Source organism: Paenibacillus sp. MZ03-122A (assembly GCF_024213325.1).
In the GTDB taxonomy this organism is placed as follows: domain Bacteria; phylum Bacillota; class Bacilli; order Paenibacillales; family Paenibacillaceae; genus Paenibacillus; species Paenibacillus polymyxa_B.
The window spans coordinates 72,844-93,159 of record NZ_JANAVI010000007.1; the positions used below are offsets into that span (position 1 = coordinate 72,844).

Genomic DNA, 20,316 nt, shown 5'->3' on the forward strand with positions numbered 1-20,316 from the left:
TCACCCTGACAGAGAACGGTACAGAGCACTAATTACGCCGGGATGCATGCCCGGCGAGAAGTTCGCGGCGATAGGGCGAAGCTATCGCCAAACGCTCTTACCTTTCCCACCCTAGGGGCTGGGGGAAATTCTTTTTGACGGCGGTGGGTAGCGGAGGGTAAGGGTTTGAATCTGGAGAAGCGTCAGCGTTCGCCTTTGACGTGGGATTCCGACCTCTTACAGGGCCTATTCAATCCAGGGAATCCCTCGTCAACAGCGATCGGAAGATCAAATCCGTCCCGAAGCGGCCTTCCATCCACAATAGTTGCTCCAGGATCAAACCCGCCCCGAAGCAGTCTCTCCCCTCCAAACCGAATGCTCACGCTGCTTTTCCTCCGTCATCTGCATATTAAAATGATCTGCCCCTTTGAGCTGGGCTGCTGCCATATCTGCCACTAGAGTCACACTCGATTCCATCGGCACAAAGCGGTATTTGTAGGCTGTAAGCCGATGATCCGTTTCGTGAAATAAAATATCCTGAGCGTAATTCCCCCATCGGTCCTTGGGCATCAAATCAATGGTCATGCTGGCATGCGCAGACGGCAGTAGCATATTAGAGCCGTGGATACCGATTACTAATCGGCTGGCTGCGTATACCTCGCAGACCCGCAGCTCACTTTCCCGGTCGAAGCGTGTGACACGCTCATCAGAAATCCATGCCGGGAAGCTCCCGGTACGCCCAAGTCCAGCGACTGTAAAACGATGATCTGGGAAGCTTTCTTTTAGCCTGCGGAACAGCCGTATGATTTTACTGCGCTGATGATAAATTAGCGGTTTTAGCCCACGTTTGAGCTGCGGAAATTTCTGTACCGCTCTTGCGATATGATGGCTGCCGCTCCACAAGCGATCTTCCCTCCATACGAAAGTAATGCGCGGCTCCGACTCACGTCCCTCGTCATAGCGGGAAACACCTGTAAACTGCTCAATATCAAACTGATTGGGATGTGAATATGCCGGGCTGACATACACCTCATCAAAACGCATCAGTTCCTCAATCATCCGATGATGTAGTACAGGATAAAAGTTACGTGCCCTGCTGAATGGCACATCAACCGTCCAAATTTCAGACACATATGCTGGCACCATCCACTCCAGCGACTTTTGCACAATGACGATAATTCCCAGGTCCGGGGATTGCTCGTATTCGCGTTGCACATTGAGCAGCTTGAGCAATGCATGACCATACAAATAATCCATAGTGTTGACGATGATTACACGTGTAGAAGCTTTCATTTTATGCACGGTCATGCCGACTGCTAAGTCATAGGAAGGATTCATCAACGATTGCCGCAAAGGCTCTCCGAGCCATTTTCTCGACTTCGCATCACCGGTCAAAATATAGTCAGGCATTTCTACACGATAAGGTGAATACGTGGCATGACCGACCCTCATGTCCTCGAGATATTCGCGTCCGCACCCCTCACACGCAGTACTGACACATACATGGATTCCCTGCCACAGCACCTCTCCACCACGTACCTTACCTCCACAATGCGGGCACTGTTCCTCATGCCGAACAAACGGTTTAATGGGTATCATGATTGTTCTCTCCAACTTTCGGTACTGTAATTTGAACACGCCAGAAGGTCAGGATGGACTTTATCATCCAACCTAAATTAGATTTAACTTCCTTAAACAGCAAATCTAATAGAAATACAGATATCGTAAAGGACAAGATTGTCGCCACTAACGACCCTCGGACACCAAGCAAAGGGATTAGCGCGTAATTGAAAGCGATATTCGTAACCGCCCCTACCACCGAGGTCAGCAGCGTGTATCTAAACAAATTTTCATTGGTAATAAACAAGCTTTTAGCAACACTGAAGTTGGTGAAAAACAGACGAATCGCAAACAGAGACAACAGCGAACCTGCTTCGGTAAATTCTCTCCCATACAGCACAACCACTACCCATTGGGATAGAAAAAATAAAGGTACCGAGGTCACAAGAAAGCATATAAACATCAGCCGATACACCTTGGACAATGTCTGCCTGTATTCGTCGCTTCCTTTCTGCTTGGAACGCGTCACCACCGGAGCATAAGCCGTCGTCAGAACGACCGGAATGAAGCCCAGCACTTCGATGAGTCGGAGTGCAACGGAGTATTGCCCGACCGCAGCATTCCCCAGCAGTTCACCGATAATGACTTGATCGATCCGTGCCTGTACATATACAGCGGAGGATGACAATATAAGCGGCCAGCTGTGATTCATGATTCGGCGAGCTGTGGTTAAGCGGAACGTCCATCGGTTCACACGTCGTCCTTCCTTATGGAAGAAATACAGCAGTAGCAAGCTTCCCAACAGAAACTCTCCATGAGCACACAACGCTACCAACCATATCGGAACACCGGACAACAACAGAATGATTTTGATGGTGGAGCCGAGAACAAAAGCGGTATTCTTGGCAACGACCGTGTATTTGGACAGCATCTGCGCACGAAACCAGTAGTCGATGATATCAAACAATTGAAATATCGAGGCCGTAGCCAGGATCAGATTGATCAACCGCACTGAACTATCTTCCGGTCTGAGCAGTGAAATGAAGGAATAGGACAGTACAATGGCTATCAGAGTACCTACCAATTTCAGCAGAACCGCCGTCCCCAATAGCTCATGCTCATCCTTGGGGTCTTTGACAAGATCGCGTACTAATATAGAATCAAAGCCAAGGGTCGTGAAAATCAGAAACATCCCGAAAAAGGATTCCGCATAATTCCACTTTCCCAGTTCCTCAGGTCCCAACACTCTCGCCATGATGATGCTGACTGCCAGGCCAAACACCATGCGAATCATTTTGTCACCGAACAGCCAGGATGTATTCACCAGCAAACTTCTGCGCGGTTTGGCGCGTTTTTTGACTAATGTCATAGGTTTTACTCCATCTTAAAAAATGACCTTTCGCACAGCCTTATAACCTGCTGTTCTGTCAATGCAGCTGCAATCATGTACAGCGAAGAGACCCCCGCTCAGGCGGGTGGCCTCTCCATCTCTTACACGACGACAGAAGCTTCAACTGCAGCCTGCCTTTTTACCCGCTCCAAGTCTGTATCCACCATCATATGAATGAGCTGCTCGAAGCCTACTTCCAATCGCCAGCCCAGCTTTTCTTTCGCCTTGGCACAATCGCCGAGCAATAAATCTACCTCTGCCGGACGGACAAATTGAGGATCAATTACGACGTAATCCTCATAATTTAAACCTACATGGGAAAAGGCAATTTGCAGCAGTTCACGTACAGAATGCATTTCTCCTGTGGAAATGACGTAATCATCCGGTTGATCCTGCTGAAGCATCAGCCACATCGCCTTTACATAATCGCCTGCAAAACCCCAGTCTCGCAGTGAATCCAAATTTCCCATGCGCAGCTCCTGCTGCAACCCTAGCTTGATACGAGCTACCGCATCCGACACTTTACGCGTTACAAATTCCAGTCCTCGGCGTGGCGATTCGTGATTGAACAGAATGCCAGAGCAAGCAAACATATCAAAGCTTTCGCGATAGTTCACTGTAATCCAATGGCCGTACACTTTGGCGACACCGTAGGGACTACGTGGGTAAAACGGAGTCGTTTCTGTCTGGGGTGTCTCCAGCACCTTACCGAACATCTCGCTGCTTGACGCCTGATAAAAGCGCGCTTCCGGTTTGGCAATTCGAACCGCCTCCAGCATATTGGTGACAGATAGCGCTGTAATCTGCCCTGTAGCCAACGGCTGCGGCCACGAGGCCGCTACAAAGGATTGAGCAGCCAAGTTGTAGACCTCATCCGGGTCGGACTGACGGACGGCTTCGATCAATGAAGCCAGATCGGTCATATCGCCGGAAAGCCAATGAATGTCATTCTGGATATGCGCTACATTTTCAAAGTTCGGTGTGCTGGTTCGTCTGCGCACCCCGTATACCTCATAATCCTTCGACAGCAGCAACTCAGCCAGATAGGACCCGTCTTGTCCGGTAATCCCTGTGATCAGCGCTTTTTTCATTCCAATTCCCCCACCGTTTTTTATTGTTCAACCAGATCCAGGCCTTGAAATGCCTGATACACAGACTTTAATCCCTCTTCTAGTGAAATACGCGCCGACCAGCCCAGTCCGGAAATACGGGATACATCTACCAACTTACGCGGCGTTCCATCAGGGGCGGAGGTGTTATAGGTAATTTCTCCCTCATAGCCGACTACATTCTTCACTCGTTCAGCCAGCTCACGAATGGAGATATCCTCACCTACGCCGATATTTACAATTTCATTTCCCTCATAATTGTTCATCAGGAACAGACAGGCTTCAGCCAGATCATCAGAATGAAGAAATTCTCGGCGCGGCGTACCAGAGCCCCATACTTCTACAGTCGGAGATTGATTCAGCTTGGCTTCATGAAACTTGCGGATGAGCGCAGGTAGCACATGAGAGGTCTGGAGATCAAAATTGTCGCCCGGACCGTATAAATTCGTCGGCATCACAGAAATAAACCGAGTTCCATACTGACGGTTGTAAGACTGACACATTTTAATCCCGGCAATTTTAGCAATCGCATAGGCCTCATTAGTAGGCTCCAGTTCACCCGTAAGCAGATATTCTTCTCGCAACGGCTGCGGAGCAAATTTAGGATAGATACAGGTAGAGCCGAGGAATAACAGCTTGCCTACATTCGCCCGGTATGCCGCATCAATCACATTCGTTTGTATAAGCAGATTGTCACGGATAAAATCAGCCGGATATTCGTTATTCGCCAAAATCCCACCAACCTTGGCCGCTGCCAGAAATACATAATCCACAGGCTCTGTTTCAAAAAAATGATCTACGGCCTCTTTATTGCGTAGATCCAGTTCACGGCTTGTGCGAGTAATAATATGACGGTAACCCGCATTCTGAAGCGCTCGGACAATAGCGGAACCCACCAGTCCGTTATGCCCTGCTACATATATGTTGGAATGAAGATCCATACTTATCCCCTACCTTCTTTGTGAAAATGAAAGACTTTAATACGCATCCTTGGAGCCTAGCAGCACACGAAATGTTTTCAGCATAATGATCATATCTGTGCGGAAACTGCGTCTGGATATGTACTCCAAATCCAGTTCTACCATCTGGTTAAAGCTTAGATGATTACGACCGCTGATCTGCCATAGACCGGTGCAGCCTGGTGTAACCGTCAGACGCAGCTTATCCCTCACTGTGTAATTATGGACTTCTCTTGGCAACGGGGGTCTGGGTCCTACCAGACTCATCTGCCCACGCAGTACATTGAACAGTTGTGGCAGCTCGTCGATGCTCGTTCTGCGAAGAAAGCGACCCACACGGGTAATTCGGGGATCGTCCCGCATTTTGAACATCGCACCCTCAATTTCATTTTCCACCAGCAGTGCAGACAATCTGGCTTCGGCATCAGACACCATGGAACGAAATTTGATCATGCGAAACGGACGCTCATTTTTCCCAATACGTACTTGATAAAATAATGCACTGCCTTTTGGGTCCTCCAGCTTAATCAGCAGAATGACAAGCAGAAATACCGGGCATAGCACGATGATTCCAATGAAAGACAATATAATATCCATGCTTCGCTTCACGAACGGGTATACGTTCCATCCTTGCCGCCGTTCAAGCCCATGAGCGACCGAATATACATCCACTGACGCGCCCAGCACTTCGGCCTCGTTCGAGCGGGAAGAAGACACGTCTCATCACCTCGCTCCTTATTGATAATTATTATTTATACATTGTTAAAAGAATTTTATATACTCTCATTCTCCTCCTTTTTATTCATGTCAGATTGCGTTCCTCCATACCCCTCTCGGCGCGGGTATTCGAACGCTTCACATTATTAAGTACTACACCCAGAATGCGCGCCTTTACTCTTTCCAAATTCGCTTTTGCTTTTTTGACGACATCCTTTTTGACCCTCCCTGCCTGCACCACCAGAATGACTCCGTCACACATAGCGCTTATAATTAAGCCATCCGGAAAGGACAGCAACGGCGGCGTATCCATTAAGATCACGTCATAATGTTCTTTTAGCTCAACCAGCAGAGCATTCATTCTACGGGAACTGAGCATCTCGGACGGATTGGGCGGGTTCGGTCCGGCTGTAATTGCATGCAGATGGTCAATCCCGGTTTCCTGAACCACATCCTGCCATGCCTGTTGATTGGCAAGCACCCGTGTCAGCCCTGTATGATTACGCAAACCAAACATATGGTGCAAGGAGGAGCGGCGCAGATCCATATCCATAATCAGCACCTTTTTCCCCTCTTGCGCATAGGTTACAGCCAAATTGCTAATCGTGACCGTTCTCCCTTCACCCGCTTGAGCGGACGCCACCATCATAACCTCAATCGGCTCGTCTATAGAAGAAAACTGGATATTAGTGCGAAGCATGCGGTACTCCTCCGAAACGGAAGACTGAGCATGTAGGGATGTAACGAGCTGATTATTGATTAATCGCGGCATATTGCCCTTCACCTACCTGTTTAGGAGTTGTAGTGGAGCTGTCAGAGCGTTTATCTTCTTTTTTCATTTTCGTAATCAGGGATAGGGTAGGCAGACCGAGTTCTTTTTCAATATCCTCTTCATTCTTAAATGTATCATCCAGTACCTCCAGCAAAAATGCCAAACCTATTCCCAACAATAAAGAGGTGGCAAAAGCAATAAATATCTGTATAGCGGGATTACTATTCACGGGAACTGCTGGATCATTCAGACTGGCTTCGCTTAGGATGGTGACATTGTCCATTTTCATGATAGAGGGAATTTGCCGTTTGAATACTTTGGCTACCGCATTGACGGTTTTTACAGCCTTCGTATACGATAAATCGCGGATTGTTACATCCATGACCTGTGAATCACCTGCGGTGTTCACTCTTAATTTTTGCGCCAAAGCTGACGGAGTGACCTTAAGGTCGGGGAAGCTGGCGACCACCTGATCCATAATCGCCGAGGAGATCATAATTTGCTTATAGGAGTTCGTTAAGGCTATATTCGTTTGAACTACACTGTAATCAACGACACCTGCACGATCCGGTCGTGGCGTCTGGTTGATAATGAGCTTTGCGGTAGCTTCATAAATCTGCGGGGTAAAATATACATTTTTTATGCCCACTACAGTACATACCAGCAGTACGATGCTACCAATCAACCACATTCTTTTACGGATCAAACGGATGTACTCTTTCAACTGCACAAGACCAGTCCTCCCTGATTGACTTGTTTTCGATGCAATAACGCTTGTACTGATCCTCTGCATAACGGGGAAAAGAACGATGCATGACCCTCTAATCTATAGTAAAATGTTGTATAATAGCGCATAGAAGGTCCAGCCAGCGAATAAGCACAAAATGCTCAATCATCGGTGGCCTCTTAGGGTATATAAACGAAGACATAAGTGAAAACTATGAAATAAAGATACGTTATGTAACTTACATAACTAATTTATGATACAAAACGTATCTTGTCAAGCGTAAAATTGCTTTTTTACCTTTCTTAACCTTGCCTTCAGGAGGAAAAACAGATGAATTATGGCACCCGCATCGCTGAATTACGAGAACATAAGGGATTAAAACAAGAGGAACTAGCGCAATCCCTCGGAATTACGCGGGCAGCTCTTTCACACTATGAAAAAAATAGGCGCAAGCCAGATTTTGAGATCCTGACCAAGCTCGCTGATATTTTCGGGGTAACGATTGACTACTTGGTGGGACGTACGACCCATCCGGCGGCAATATTGGATTCAGATGTGAGGGAATTTGTGGACCAGCTTGAACTGTCCGACGAGGATATTCTGCAACGTTTCAACCTGACCATTGACGGACGTACCTTGTCTGAGGAAGAAGCCAAACGTTTTATTGCATTTGTCCGAATGGAACGAATGATGGAATAAAGAAAGCTTCCGATTGCTTCACGTCTCGCTCAAGTAAGACCAGCCGTTGGAATTTACTCGCGCTTGTCCTTCCGGTATGTGGTTCCATCAGTGTCGTTTTCTAGCCATTCTGGCATCGTGAACCCACATTGGAGCAAAATGTCCCGGATGTCCAAGTCGATAGCGGCTTTGTCTACTTTCCGTGCGTTGTTTTGAAAAAGAGGGTTGTTCACCCCTAATTCTGTCTCCTTGTTCATTCAGCACTAACCTCACTTTATTATTCTTGGTCACCGGAAAGAGATTTCCTACAAAACCATGTATGTATAGTCATGAACAAAACTATTATATATGAATACATACCTGCAATGTTGTCGTCTTATGACGAGAATATAAAAGGATTTTCTTATTTTTTTCTTCATTATACGTAAAGTATTGGCAAATCAGAACAATTTTCCAACAAAAAAGAACCTGTCAGGTCCTATTTTCTCCTGATAGGTTCTTTTTTGTTTTATTTCGAAATGATGTTAGGTATTCGTTAACTCAGGTCCTATATACATTCCGATCTGTTATTAAGCGACCTCGGCTGCCTGGGAAACCTGAGTGCCTCCGGTCGCCCGGACTTTGTAGACATAGTGGCCTCCAGCTTTTACTGTGCGGTCTGTATACGTGCTTCCCGCTACTTGCGAGGCAATCACCTGATAGGCCCCGTCGGTCCCGTCAGCACGCAGCACATCATAGGAAGATACGCCTTCTGCCTGAAGCCAATTAATCTTTACCGCCCCATCCTGAACAGAAGCAGCCTTCACCCCTGTTGGGGCTGAAGCTGCGGTCTGATCTGTACTTTTTAATTCCAAAATATATTGTACCGCTTCGCCAGGACCCAGCTTTTCTTCAAAATCAAGGGCAGGAGAAGCCTTGAGCCCTGATATGGAACGCTGTGCCTGACTGTAAGTAGAACCCGCTCCAAAACGTTCACCCGTGTACAAACCGGCTTTCGGCATCGTTACCCGTACACGAACGGTCTGCGGGGTAGCTTCGAAATTCACTAGATTCACCAGCAATTTGTCTGAAGTAGCGCCGCTACCTGCCAGCGGTTTAAGCTTGGACGTATCCACCGCACGAACATAGACCATCTTGTCCTTGGTATCCTCTGGATTCAGCACTGTATACGTCAGAGGTTTTCCATGGGTGGCATAGGCTAAGCTCAAGCGTCTCATGATCTTAACGCGGGTGTCCTGTCCTTGCCCGAACGGATAAATTTCTGTGTTGGCCGGGTTATGACTTTGCAGATCGAAGCCTGTTTTAAACAGCGTATAATCTTTATAAAAAGCAGCGTGCTGGATAAACATATCGGCAAACCCGATTTGCGAACGCATAATCCGATCGAATGCGGCTGCTTGTGGCTGACTAGCCCCGTAATCTGGATTGTCTCGATGCGTATCATTGGTGCCGAACTCTGTGTTCAGCATCTTTTTCGCCAATCCATTGCTCGAACCGCCGAAGGTTTTCAAATTTTGGACGAAGCTGCCCCCGCCCTCTTCATTATACGATTCACCATAGGCGTGTCCATTGGTCAGGTCGGTGACTTCCTCCAGCTGTTTACGTTGCGCCGGGTCCCGTTCCCATCCATCTGGGTCACCGCATTTTTGCGTACCACTGGTTTGATTTTTGCACGCTTTGGTAGAGTACGTTGGCCAGTAGGCCCAGCCCGGTGCTACGGTTTTGAGATGCGGTGCCAATTGCTTGCCTTCTGTATTCAACCACTTGGCCACAGCCAGATTTACCGCCTTGGAGCGATTAAATAAGCCAGGTTCGTTATCTACTTCATAATATTGAAGATAAGAACCGTATTTTTTTACATAATCGCGCAACTTTTGCTTGGCCGTCTCTGGCAGAGAACCATCTTTTTGCAGCTTAATATCACCTGTATATAAATACAAAGCAGACGATTGCATATTATACTGCTTTAACGTTTGATAGTAATCATCCACGTCTGTACATGCCTTGCCCACATTACTGGCACAGGTCACCCTCATGACGTTGCCACTATAAGCAATGCCCAGCCACTTGAGAACGTATGGTAAATGCTTAACTGCACCCTGATCATAATAAAATTCTTTATTGTTCACATTTGTTCCGGTCAGTATATATTTACCGTGTACCGGTTCGGCCGCAGGTGAAGCTAACGTCTCCAAGCTCAAGTCATCCCAAGTCCACCACACATTTTTATCTTCTGCAGAGGAGCAGTATAGGCAGCGCGCTGTCTTTAGCTTGAGTACGTTAACACCGCTTTGCAATTGCTCTTTGGGTATATATAACTCGTAGTTGTTTTTGAAATTAAAAGCACTCCCAGTACCGGATACCCCGGCAATCTGAATAATACCGGACAACTGATGATTTGAAAATACAGCCATTTGCGGGACTGCTTTGCCCGCATCCAAAATCCGAACACGGAATATCATACCATTGGGAGGAATCTGATTCAGCTTATACTGGAGTGTCAGTTCAGGGTTCGTGGACGCATTCAAACCGGGAGGAATATCTCCACTGCTGAGCAATACCGGAACTGTTGTACTCTCTTCTGCTACCGACAACGCTGACAATGCTCCTTTAGCAGACGATTCGGTAGAGGCAGCTGCTGTAGAAATGTCGATATTATCCCTACCGACCATACCTTTGAATTCCGCTGAAGAGTCATCCCTCTGACCCAGCTTCCATACTGGACTGGCAGCCGCTACTTTATCCGTCTGCAATTCTGCGCTTCTTGAAGGCGTGTATATAAACCAAGCGATCATCGCTATAGCTACGACCGCTAATAGTCCAGATAAAACGATTGTATACCTATGGGATAACCATTTTTTTATCATATGATCCACCCTCTCTCCTCATATTTTTAGACCGGGAAAGAGTATCAATCAAGGAAGAAACAAAGCGTTTCCGGGAATCACCGCTTTCGCTTCATGCTGACTTTCCCACATTAGACGTGCCATCGCGTCGCCTTTTTCATCATAGTATTCCACTTTTAAATCTACCATTTTGCCTGCTTCCAAAGTAATACTGCCTTTACGCTCCGTCCAGCTTTGTTTGAACCAGCTGTCAATCACCAACTTGCCGTCTACCCATACGCGAATACCATCATCGGATATCGTTGTGAACGTATAGGTCTCGCTATATTGTGGTTTGATTTTCCCCGTCCAGCGAACCGAGAACTGATCGGCATTCACCTTTGGATCAGCTGCAATGGCGCGCCAGTTGTAGTCCAGCTTGCTATCTGTACGGATCAAAGCAGGACTTCCATTCAAATTCATATTGTTAAAATATTCGCCCTGCAGCCCGTTCACATATACCACATCAGGGACGGAAGGAGGAGTCGGAGCCGGGATAGGCTCACTTTGTCCCTCGTCCGGTAAGGTCGGTACATCTGTCCCAGGTTGTTCGATTGCTGCCAGCCCATTTTTCACATCATCCCGTGTCAAACTCTTCGAATCATTCATATAATCCTGTATTTGGTTTGTTGTGTTATTCTCGGTCAGCATCTTGCCCCAAGTCATGGAGTATACCCATTTAGGCTGAGCCTGCAACACCTCAGAACTAGGCATCTCACCGTGCTCCCCAATAGCAATCGGCTTATTCCGTGCCAGCCCGAGCAGACCTTCGTAATGACTTTGCTTAAAATCATTGTTGTAAATGTCTACTGCCAAAATGTCCACTTTGTCATCCCCCGGGTATTTCGGGGTATACGGGACGGTATACGAATTGGGCGCATTCGGACTCCATACCCACAGCAGATTGTTCAATTGATGTGTGTTTGTAAAACGGTCGTACATGATATTCCATAGCTGATTAAAATTAGTTTTGTTTCCCCACCAGAACCAGTCACCATTCATTTCGTGGTAAGGTCTCCACAAAACCGGAACCCCTGCATCACGAAGCTGCTTTAATGATACAGCGACCTTATCCAGATCGGCAATGAGGAGGTTATACTGCGTAGTACCTGGGGTCACGTATTTGTTGAACTCTGCCTGACTTACTTTCGCCTGTACATTGGCCCAAGTCAGTGGCCTACCCGGTAGCGCTTCATGAAAAGTCATCGTCACAATACCACCGGATCTGCTCCAACGGATAGCACTATCGACGACATTTTTACGTTGTGCTGCTTCTGTAGTGTCGGATTGACCAGAGATGGCACCCATCTCATAGCCGTGCAGACCAACATATGCCTGACTGATTTTTTGGACCTTGTTACTTAATTCATCCGGACTTTCCAAATAATCATGCTGACCGGTGACTATTTTTTTCCCTGAGATGTTGAGTAAATAATTGTATAGTTCACGGGCCTGAGTAGAAGCGTCCGAATTAACAGGTTGTAATGAAGCGGCATTCGCCACAGACAGAGAATCACCAAAACCGACGGGCAACAATGAAAAAAACATAACAACGGGGAGTACATGACGTATCAGTCGATACAGAGGAATAAAATAGAATCTCACTTTCGCTCTTCCTTTCGGTAGCCAGGCTGCCATCCTTGTAGAAGGCCCTTTAGCTTTGCGTACCTGCCTTTCGACAGGGCTGCGTTTATCGTTGGAAGGAGTTTGGATTCCTTCTTACCCTAAGTATCGACTTTTTTTTACCAAAATTTAATAGGTCATGTTCATGAATTTACAGGTTTTCGCCCAATTTCGACAGTTCGGGCTATGAATTTTCATGAATTCGTCTTTTTTTCGTTTTTACGAAAACAATTATGAGATAAATTGGTGACGGGAAATTTCATTCCAATCCATACAAAAGCGTACAATATCCTCTTCAACCAATTCAGAACCAGTCTGCACCTCAATAAAATCCACATCGGTCACAGCCAAAATGCTATGCTTCGTTCCTTCAGGAATGCGAACTACATCACCAGCTTTTACTTTGTGCAGCTTCTCATTCAAAATAATTTCCGCCTCACCACTAATAATGGTCCAAATTTCACTCCGTTTGAAATGAAGCTGATAGCTGATATTTTTGCCTTTCCGTACGCGGATTCGTTTGGTCAATACCTCGTTACCCTCGTCATATTTGACATAATCCACAACCCGATACTGCCCCCAACGACGTTCTTCATACATTGGACGCTGATCATGAGCCTTGAGCACTTCCTTAATGCGAGGACTTTCAGCCTTATTGGTCACAAGAATACCATCCGGGCTAGCAGCTACAATCAGATCATTCGTTCCAATGATCGCCACAGGAATGTCTAACTCGTTAATAAGACTCGTATTGACGCAATCCTCCGTTACTACACCTCTGCCCACTTGTTGATTAGACATTTCTTCTGTGAGCGTATTCCAGGTGCCCAAATCCTTCCAAAAACCATCATACGGAAGAACTACGATATCCTTTTCCTTCTCGACTACTTCATAGTCAAAGCTGATTTTTTCCAGAGATGCGTATTGCTTTTGCATTTCTTCATAATTCAGCGGCAAACCCTTGGATGCCAAGATATCCAGCAAATAACTTAATTTGAATGCAAAAACCCCGCAGTTCCATAGAGCATTGCGTTCAATCAGACGCTCCGCCTGCTCCCGGTCGGGTTTCTCTTGAAAATGGCTCACTTCGCGGTAGCCAGTGCTACCTTGGGTGGCATCGTTTTTCGGAATAATGTAACCATATTTCTCTGAAGGATAGGAAGGGACAACCCCGATTAAAGCAAGCTTGCCTTCACTCTCCTGGAGTGTATGTTCCAGCTGGGCTACGGAAGCGAAGAAAGCATCCTCAACATAAGGATCTACAGGCAATATAGCTATAATTTCATCAGGGGAAACACCAGCAATGGAATATAGATAAGTCGCTGTCAGCGCAATCGCAGGAAAGGTGTCTCTGCGTTCCGGCTCAACAATGATGCGCGTATTCGGCCCGACCTGACTCTGGATCATTTCGACCTGTGCTCTCCCCGTCGCAATAAACGAGGATTCTGATAATCCGTTGTCTCCCAATTGTCTCCATACCCGCTGTACCATGGATTCCGAAATCCCCTCCGGGCTCTCCAGTACCTTCAAAAATTGTTTGGAACGGGAATCGTTGGACAAAGGCCATAATCTTTTACCGGAACCACCAGACAAAAGTACGAGCTTCATAACTCTCCACTTCCTCTCTATATTGGTTGGATGATCGGATGGGGCAAAGTTGAGTAGCCCGCTACGGGCTGGATTTGATCTTACGATCGCTGTTGCCGTGGGATTCTTTGGATTGTGTAAGACATTTATATGTAAGAATCCCAAGTCAAAGGCGAACGCTCCGCTTCTCCAGATTCAAATCCATCCCTGCGCTACTCAAAAATGCATCATACCCGATCATACCTTGTGGTGCAAAAGGCACGACCGGACATTATTAAGTCCGGTCAGCCTGTAAAATGTTCGAAAACTCAGAGTTTGCCCGCTGTGCTTGCAAGCTTCAAGTAATCGAGGTTTCGTAACGCCTTGCCCAGATTGCCTTCGGCAACCGCAATGGCGTACTTGATCGGAAGGAGCGGCTTCAACCGTGCCGCTCCCTCCGATACGCCCTTCCTACTCCCCCCATAAGGTGGGAGTTTAAAAACTGTGACTCCACGGCGAAAAGCAGCGGAGCGGGCAGAATTGTTCTGAAGAAGCGTCAGCGTTTGCCTTTATCCCCGGATTTTAACCTTTGAATGTTTTATATAATCCAGAAAATCCGGGGGTAACAGCAATCGGAAGAACAATCTGCACGCGCAGCGCCTTCAGCGCCTCCAACACCGCCACAGTCACTTTTTAATCGGTCACTTCGGTCACTTTTTAAACTTCCACTTTATCCCGATTCCACCCACTCATCCGCGGACGACCCACGGAGTAGTATTCCAGCCCGGAGCCTTGGATCTGTTCCTCAGCGAATACGTTACGACCGTCAATGAGAACCGGCTTGCGCAAAATGGAGGCCAGTTGTACGAGATCGACTTTTTTGAACTCTTCCCAATCGGTCAACAGGCACACAGCGTCGCTACCTTCAGCGGCTTGCTGTGGGGATGAGCACCACATAATATTCGGGTGATCCACGCGCTCCTTGAATTTATCCATCGCAATGGGATCATACAGTTTGACAATAGCGCCTGCCTGAATGAGCGTTTCTACGATTTCCAGTGCTGGAGCTTCGCGGATGTCATCTGTATTTGGCTTGAAGGCGAGGCCCCAAATGCCAATGGACACACCGTTCAGTTGACCCAGCGATTCGCGCAGCTTGGATACAATCATAAAGCGCTGGTCGGTATTCACCTCGACCACCGATTTCAACAACTTAAATTCATAGTCTACATTACCTGCAATTTGGATAAGCGCATTTGTGTCTTTTGGAAAGCAAGAGCCACCATACCCGATCCCTGCTTGTAGGAAAGAGGAGCCAATCCGTTTGTCCATACCCATACCGTCAGCCACACAGGTTACATCGGCGCCAACCTTTTCGCAAATATTAGCGATTTCGTTAATGAACGAAATTTTAGTTGCCAGAAACGCATTGGACGCGTATTTGATCATTTCAGCACTACGGATATCCGTCACATAGATTTTATCCGTGAACACCTGATGCAGAGTGACCATGGTTTCACGCAATCCTGTATTGTCCAAACCAATAATGATGCGATCCGGATAAAGCGTATCATTGATGGCTGAGCCTTCTCTCAGGAACTCCGGCGCGGAGACGATATCGAAAGACAAACTCGTGTGACGAGCCAACACGTCCTTAATCTTTTCGTTCGTTCCGACAGGTACAGTACTCTTGGTCATAATAATCTTATACCCGTTCATGGCTCTCCCAACATCAGCGGCCGCCTGTTCAATGTACGACAAATTCGCCTCACCGTTAGCCAGAGAAGGGGTACCTACCGCCAAAATTACGATATCCGAGCGGCGTACCGCATCGGCCAAATCCGAGGTAAACTCCAACCGGCCCGCTTCCAGATTCAACGCGATCAATTCTTCAATACCCGGTTCATAAATCGGAGATTCTGCCCGGTTCAACATGTCGATTTTGTGCTGCTCCAGATCGACACAAATCACCTCATTACCTTTTTGCGCAAAACATACACCCGAGACGAGCCCAACGTATCCAGTACCGATTACAGCCAGCTTCATTCCGTTCATCCTCCTTTTAGAAAGTTCACATAGGCTTGTTCTACATACTTTTTTAATTGATCCTTGAAGTTTTCTTCATCAAATTTGCGGGCATGGGTAATGATATCGTCCACATTCCACGCATGTTGCTCAACCTTTTCGACGGCCTCCAGCACATCCTCTACTTGATGCTTGCGGAAAAATACGCCGTTCACATGAGGAACAATCGTATCCAACGCTCCCCCACCCTGAAAAGCGATGACAGGCCGTCCGGCCGCATTCGCCTCCAAAGGCGTAATACCGAAGTCCTCTTCACCCGGAAAAACGAGTGCTCGGCATTCTGCCATCAGCTTGTTAACCTCTTCATCCTCAAGCCTGCCGAGGAACTCAATGTTCGGGGCAGCCATACCTTCGAGTCGTTTACGGTCCGGTCCTTCACCCACAATGCGCAGCTTGAGACCGTTACGTTTGAATGCTTCGATCGCGAGATCAATGCGCTTGTAGGACACCAATCGGGATACGATCAGGTAATAGTCACCGATGTTTGTAGCGCGTTTAAAACGGGATGTATTAATAGGTGGGAAAATCACATCCGAATCCCTTTGGTAATAGTGCAAAATTCTTCGTTTAACAACCGAAGAGTTGGCGACAAACTGGTCTACGTTGCGAGAAGTTTTGGCATCCCATGTTTTCAACCGGTTCATGTACAGCTTGAGCATGTTTTTGAGCAGGTTGGATTTGGACTGCCGGGCCATATATGTATCGTAATCCCAGGCAAACCGCATCGGCGTGTGACAATAACAAATGTGAAACGTATGTTTGGGTACCTGGATGCTTTTCATAAATGCACTGCTGGAGCTTAAAACAATGTCGAAATCCCTAAAATCAAAATCACGGATAGCAATGGGATACAGCGGCAGCACTCCTTTGAAGTTGTCCTTCACTCCTGGGACTTTTTGTAGCCAAGTGGCTCTAATATCCGCATCCTTCAAGTTACGCGACAGGCGGTCGTCGCTGAACACCGTTGTGAAGATAGGAGCCTCCGGATACATATCGTGGAATACCTCTACTACCCTTTCCGCTCCGCCCATTTGGATTAAGTAATCGTGTGCTATCGCTATTTTCATCAGAATCATCCTTTAACGCGAATGTCGGTCAGACTCCTGCCAACAAACCCTTATAGTAATGAACTATATCCTTAACTGTGTTCTCGATGACAAAATGCTTCTTGACCCGTTCCATCCCTCTCTCACCCATCTGCTGACGTTCTTGTGGATGCTCCAACATCCAGCGGATGGCTTCTTCCAGCTTAGCCGGATCACCCGGTTCAATAAGCAGCCCGGTTTCATGGGGTACCACCGTTTCCTTGGGTCCACCCTCATTGGAAGCAATCACGGGGAGACCCGCAGCCATGCCTTCAATAATGACCTGACCGAATGGTTCTGGTGTAATAGAGGTATGAATCAGCAAATCACAACGCTGCATCAGGCCTTGAATGTCATCGACGTGTCCCAGCAGATTGACGTTAGCCAACCCGTATTCGCGCATCGTGGACTCTAATCGTTGCTTGTATTCCTCTTCTCCGAACAACGCATCTCCAGCCAGCCAGAATTTCACGCGCTGATCCGGTAAAAAGGAGCGTGCTGCTTCCAGTAAAATATGCTGTCCCTTCCATTCCGCCAATCTGCCGACCAATACGACGTTAAACGAGTCATCACCACGTACATGGGCAGCCGTGTCACGTGCTGTAATTGCTTTGGCAAAAGCGGAATAAACGACAAGCGTCTTTTTGTCCGGGGGTAACTCCAACGCACTCAGCGTGGACTTGGAATTAGCAATCACTCCGTTGGGCAAAAAGCGGGACATCAGCCGAATCCCTTTGGCCACAATCGGCTTCAGATACGGCGGACCGATGTGGTCACGGATATGCCAGATCAAGGGCAGCTTCGCCGATTTGGCGGCTACTGTACCATACAGTGCAGACTTGAGCGAGTTCGTGTGAACGCACACGACCTTTTCCGCACGCAGCAAGGGCGCAAGTTTTCTACCGTAAGCCAGCAAACGAAAAGCTGCTGCAGGCGCACCTAGATTCACGGCATTCCGTCCCCGATTGCGAATCGAATCGTCCAATGGAACGATGCGCACATCAATATCACGCTGCCGAAGCCGATCTGCCAAATCGCCCTCCTCTGCCAAAATAACGAGCGGGTCGATATGTTCCCCGATATTCGTCAGTATGTTGTACAAAGCGACTTCGCCGCCGCTCCATCTTGCCGTATGGTCAATATAAGCTACTCTCATCATTTCGCCGCCGCCTTTCTATCAAGGACCTGTCGGAACACCTCTTCCACCTGCTCCGCTACATGTCCCCATGTATACCTGCTCAGGACATGGTCCCGGCATTCCCTTGCATTCGGTAGAAGTTCACGATGATCCAGCACACGCAGCAACCCTTCAGCAATGGCTTCACTATCCGTTCCCTTGAACAAAAGCTCGGGACGGAATCCTCTTAAAATCTCCTTGTTGCCACCCACAGGAGTCGCCAGCACCGGCAGTCCCGAGGCCATCGCCTCTACTGTGATCAGACCGAAACCTTCCAGTGCCTGTGTGGGTACAACGAACAAATTCGATGCTTGGTGGTACAGGGGAAGCTCCTCATCCGACACATAACCGAGCAGCCTTACATGGTTATGAAGATTGTATTCCGCCACCTTGGAAGCCAATTCCTCCATCAAGGGACCCTTCCCTCCAATCAGCAACACATGATCAGGATGACGCTCGGTTACTCGTCGCCATGCTTCCAGTAGCTGTAGTAGTCCCATTCGATTAACAAGACGACGAACGGTTAGCACAATCGTCGCATTTTGCGGCAAATTCAGGCGCTTCCGCACCGCTTCTTGATCATCTGCCGGGTGGAACCTTTCTACATTCGCCGCACCAGGAATAATATGAATTTTGCTGAGTGGAACCTTATAGTGCTCATGCAAAATATCCCGAAAAGTCTCGCTTAGCACTATAAATTTATCCGACAGACCGTAGGCCTTCATTTCAATGGATTTAGCCAACGTCGTTTTTAGAAAATGCTTGATGCCCTGTCCTTCAATCTTCATTTCCTCCGTCCACGGTCCGTGAAAGGTGGTAACTACCGGGATTCCTCTTTTTTTCGCCTCCAGCGCTGGCCCGACACTATAGGGGGCAAAATGGGAATACAATATATCCATCGGTTGCTTGTCGAACAACTCTGCTGCATATTTTTGCATTAGCTCCCGGCGCTTCCAGATGGATTGCTGCTTGCTGCCAATCGTATGAATCCGAATACGGTCGGGTGCTTGCGGCTGCTCGTCACTACAGATTAGAGCATCCAACGTATTGCGCTCTAGCGTAAGCTGCTCACAGATCGATTTGAAATATGTGTTGAGGCCTCCTGGCTGCAAAGACGGCCAGCTCAACCCCGTTGCCGCAATACGAAATCCGTTATTGTACGACATAGCTGGTTTCTCCTTTCTGCTCGGTATGTCCGTCATCCACGATTTCTATCTTTTTTCGCCGCTTGGTTAGCTCATAATGCTTGAAGCAGACGAGAAACTCATACATCACCCAGAAAACGGCTACGGCAAAACCCGCTAATCCCTTGCGGTATAAGCCTTGGACAAAATACTTCTGCACAAAGCGGGCAGGAGGCCGCCACAACAGTCTGGTAATCCGAAAGGATCTTCCTTTGTTAAATGCCGTCTCTGCTTCCAGATCTGTATATTTATTAAAACGGGTCATATGATCACTGATGCTGCGGAAGCCGTAGTGCCATAACACGCCCTCCAGATTGACAATCTGGGAAGAGGCTACATCCGGCATTTCATGAACAAGACTATTCGTAATGCCATAAATACGACGATTGTACAAACGAACCAGATATTCGCCTTTATTCATCCATTTGCCGAGAAAATCGCCAATCCGAAATACGGAATATGCTTTGGCCGGATCGTGGAGCGTTTCCTTTACTTTCAACAAGTCTCCAAGCAACTCTGCATCCACTACTTCGTCCGTATCAATCAGGAATATCCAATCAAATTCCGCTTTTTCAACACCAAACATGCGCTGCTTGGCATAACCCGGCCACGGGTTAGAAAACACCCGACAGCCCAAGGATTCAGCTACCTGAATCGTATTGTCCTTGCTCCCTCCGTCAATGACGACGATATCGTCCGCAAAGGGCTTGCAGGATTTAATGGCGGCTGTGATTCGAGTGCCATCATCCTGAGCGATAATAACTACGGATATCCGGTTGTCCGCGGGAACGCTAGACATGTGGTTCATTAGCGGGTGCCT

The 20,316-nt window shown here is 47.5% G+C and carries 17 protein-coding genes and 1 riboswitch; of the genes, 1 reads left to right on the forward strand and 16 read right to left on the reverse strand.

Annotated elements, in window-relative coordinates:
• Positions 1-315: 315 nt before the first annotated feature.
• From NLX74_RS16345 to NLX74_RS16375, 7 genes are all read right to left on the reverse strand, one after another.
• A complete protein-coding gene (locus tag NLX74_RS16345) occupies positions 316-1,578 on the reverse strand; it encodes a hypothetical protein (RefSeq protein WP_254329324.1) in 1,263 nt (420 codons plus the stop codon).
• On the reverse strand, positions 1,565-2,908 hold the full coding sequence (locus tag NLX74_RS16350; RefSeq protein WP_069291333.1) for a flippase: 1,344 nt from the start codon (positions 2,906-2,908) through the stop codon (positions 1,565-1,567). Before NLX74_RS16350 ends, NLX74_RS16345 begins: the two co-directional genes overlap by 14 nt.
• A 122-nt stretch (positions 2,909-3,030) precedes the next feature.
• Positions 3,031-4,020, reverse strand: coding sequence for a GDP-mannose 4,6-dehydratase (gmd, locus tag NLX74_RS16355; protein WP_013309172.1), 990 nt, complete (start codon positions 4,018-4,020; stop codon positions 3,031-3,033).
• A 20-nt stretch (positions 4,021-4,040) separates the two neighbouring features.
• The gene (gene fcl, locus NLX74_RS16360; RefSeq protein ID WP_039269546.1) at positions 4,041-4,979 is read right to left on the reverse strand and encodes a GDP-L-fucose synthase; all 939 of its coding nucleotides are present in this window, start codon (positions 4,977-4,979) and stop codon (positions 4,041-4,043) included.
• A gap of 36 nt (positions 4,980-5,015) precedes the next feature.
• Complete coding sequence (locus tag NLX74_RS16365) at positions 5,016-5,714, reverse strand: sugar transferase (RefSeq protein WP_039269544.1); 699 nt, start codon at positions 5,712-5,714, stop codon at positions 5,016-5,018.
• 85 nt (positions 5,715-5,799) lie between these two features.
• Entirely contained in the window at positions 5,800-6,486 is a 687-nt protein-coding gene (locus NLX74_RS16370) for a CpsD/CapB family tyrosine-protein kinase (RefSeq protein ID WP_254329325.1), read from the reverse strand.
• The gene (locus NLX74_RS16375) at positions 6,467-7,216 is read right to left on the reverse strand and encodes a YveK family protein (protein WP_069291330.1); all 750 of its coding nucleotides are present in this window, start codon (positions 7,214-7,216) and stop codon (positions 6,467-6,469) included. The genes NLX74_RS16370 and NLX74_RS16375 overlap by 20 nt, the downstream gene beginning before the upstream one ends.
• Positions 7,217-7,543: 327 nt before the next feature.
• On the opposite strand from NLX74_RS16375, the gene NLX74_RS16380 reads away from it, so the two are divergent.
• On the forward strand, positions 7,544-7,912 hold the full coding sequence (locus tag NLX74_RS16380) for a helix-turn-helix domain-containing protein (protein ID WP_039269539.1): 369 nt from the start codon (positions 7,544-7,546) through the stop codon (positions 7,910-7,912).
• Positions 7,913-7,965: 53 nt separating this feature from the next.
• Here NLX74_RS16380 and NLX74_RS16385 read toward each other — a convergent pair whose 3' ends face one another.
• The 9 genes from NLX74_RS16385 to NLX74_RS16425 form a co-directional block, all read right to left on the reverse strand.
• Entirely contained in the window at positions 7,966-8,148 is a 183-nt protein-coding gene (locus NLX74_RS16385; protein WP_039269538.1) for a hypothetical protein, read from the reverse strand.
• 312 nt (positions 8,149-8,460) lie between these two features.
• Entirely contained in the window at positions 8,461-10,758 is a 2,298-nt protein-coding gene (locus tag NLX74_RS16390) for a PD-(D/E)XK nuclease family protein (protein ID WP_039269536.1), read from the reverse strand.
• A gap of 48 nt (positions 10,759-10,806) precedes the next feature.
• Positions 10,807-12,381 carry a glycosyl hydrolase gene (locus NLX74_RS16395; RefSeq protein ID WP_254329326.1) on the reverse strand — a complete coding sequence of 525 codons (1,575 nt, stop codon included), beginning with the start codon at positions 12,379-12,381 and terminating at the stop codon, positions 10,807-10,809.
• A 13-nt stretch (positions 12,382-12,394) separates the two neighbouring features.
• Positions 12,395-12,475, reverse strand: a riboswitch (cyclic di-GMP riboswitch).
• 155 nt (positions 12,476-12,630) lie between these two features.
• A complete protein-coding gene (locus tag NLX74_RS16400) occupies positions 12,631-14,007 on the reverse strand; it encodes a sugar phosphate nucleotidyltransferase (RefSeq protein WP_013309163.1) in 1,377 nt (458 codons plus the stop codon).
• 675 nt (positions 14,008-14,682) lie between these two features.
• The gene (locus NLX74_RS16405; RefSeq protein WP_254329327.1) at positions 14,683-16,011 is read right to left on the reverse strand and encodes a UDP-glucose dehydrogenase family protein; all 1,329 of its coding nucleotides are present in this window, start codon (positions 16,009-16,011) and stop codon (positions 14,683-14,685) included.
• Positions 16,012-16,016: 5 nt separating this feature from the next.
• Positions 16,017-17,117 (reverse strand): glycosyltransferase, encoded by a 1,101-nt coding sequence (locus NLX74_RS16410; RefSeq protein WP_023987424.1) that lies wholly within the window; start codon positions 17,115-17,117, stop codon positions 16,017-16,019.
• Between the two features lie 28 nt (positions 17,118-17,145).
• Positions 17,146-18,294, reverse strand: coding sequence for a glycosyltransferase family 4 protein (locus tag NLX74_RS16415; RefSeq protein WP_254329328.1), 1,149 nt, complete (start codon positions 18,292-18,294; stop codon positions 17,146-17,148).
• The gene (locus tag NLX74_RS16420) at positions 18,291-19,478 is read right to left on the reverse strand and encodes a glycosyltransferase family 4 protein (protein ID WP_254329329.1); all 1,188 of its coding nucleotides are present in this window, start codon (positions 19,476-19,478) and stop codon (positions 18,291-18,293) included. The genes NLX74_RS16415 and NLX74_RS16420 overlap by 4 nt, the downstream gene beginning before the upstream one ends.
• The gene (locus NLX74_RS16425) at positions 19,465-20,304 is read right to left on the reverse strand and encodes a glycosyltransferase family 2 protein (RefSeq protein WP_023987421.1); all 840 of its coding nucleotides are present in this window, start codon (positions 20,302-20,304) and stop codon (positions 19,465-19,467) included. Before NLX74_RS16425 ends, NLX74_RS16420 begins: the two co-directional genes overlap by 14 nt.
• Between the last annotated feature and the right edge of the window lie 12 nt (positions 20,305-20,316).

Coding starts and splice junctions, on each gene's coding strand:
- NLX74_RS16385 (WP_039269538.1), bottom strand. CDS start 8,148: ATGAACAAGGAGACAGAATTAGGGGTGAACAACCCTCTTTTTCAAAAC.
- NLX74_RS16420 (WP_254329329.1), bottom strand. CDS start 19,478: ATGTCGTACAATAACGGATTTCGTATTGCGGCAACGGGGTTGAGCTGG.
- NLX74_RS16400 (WP_013309163.1), bottom strand. CDS start 14,007: ATGAAGCTCGTACTTTTGTCTGGTGGTTCCGGTAAAAGATTATGGCCT.
- NLX74_RS16415 (WP_254329328.1), bottom strand. CDS start 18,294: ATGATGAGAGTAGCTTATATTGACCATACGGCAAGATGGAGCGGCGGC.
- NLX74_RS16405 (WP_254329327.1), bottom strand. CDS start 16,011: ATGAAGCTGGCTGTAATCGGTACTGGATACGTTGGGCTCGTCTCGGGT.
- NLX74_RS16350 (WP_069291333.1), bottom strand. CDS start 2,908: ATGACATTAGTCAAAAAACGCGCCAAACCGCGCAGAAGTTTGCTGGTG.
- NLX74_RS16380 (WP_039269539.1), top strand. CDS start 7,544: ATGAATTATGGCACCCGCATCGCTGAATTACGAGAACATAAGGGATTA.
- fcl (WP_039269546.1), bottom strand. CDS start 4,979: ATGGATCTTCATTCCAACATATATGTAGCAGGGCATAACGGACTGGTG.
- NLX74_RS16390 (WP_039269536.1), bottom strand. CDS start 10,758: ATGATAAAAAAATGGTTATCCCATAGGTATACAATCGTTTTATCTGGA.
- NLX74_RS16370 (WP_254329325.1), bottom strand. CDS start 6,486: ATGCCGCGATTAATCAATAATCAGCTCGTTACATCCCTACATGCTCAG.
- NLX74_RS16345 (WP_254329324.1), bottom strand. CDS start 1,578: ATGATACCCATTAAACCGTTTGTTCGGCATGAGGAACAGTGCCCGCAT.
- gmd (WP_013309172.1), bottom strand. CDS start 4,020: ATGAAAAAAGCGCTGATCACAGGGATTACCGGACAAGACGGGTCCTAT.
- NLX74_RS16410 (WP_023987424.1), bottom strand. CDS start 17,117: ATGAAAATAGCGATAGCACACGATTACTTAATCCAAATGGGCGGAGCG.
- NLX74_RS16425 (WP_023987421.1), bottom strand. CDS start 20,304: ATGAACCACATGTCTAGCGTTCCCGCGGACAACCGGATATCCGTAGTT.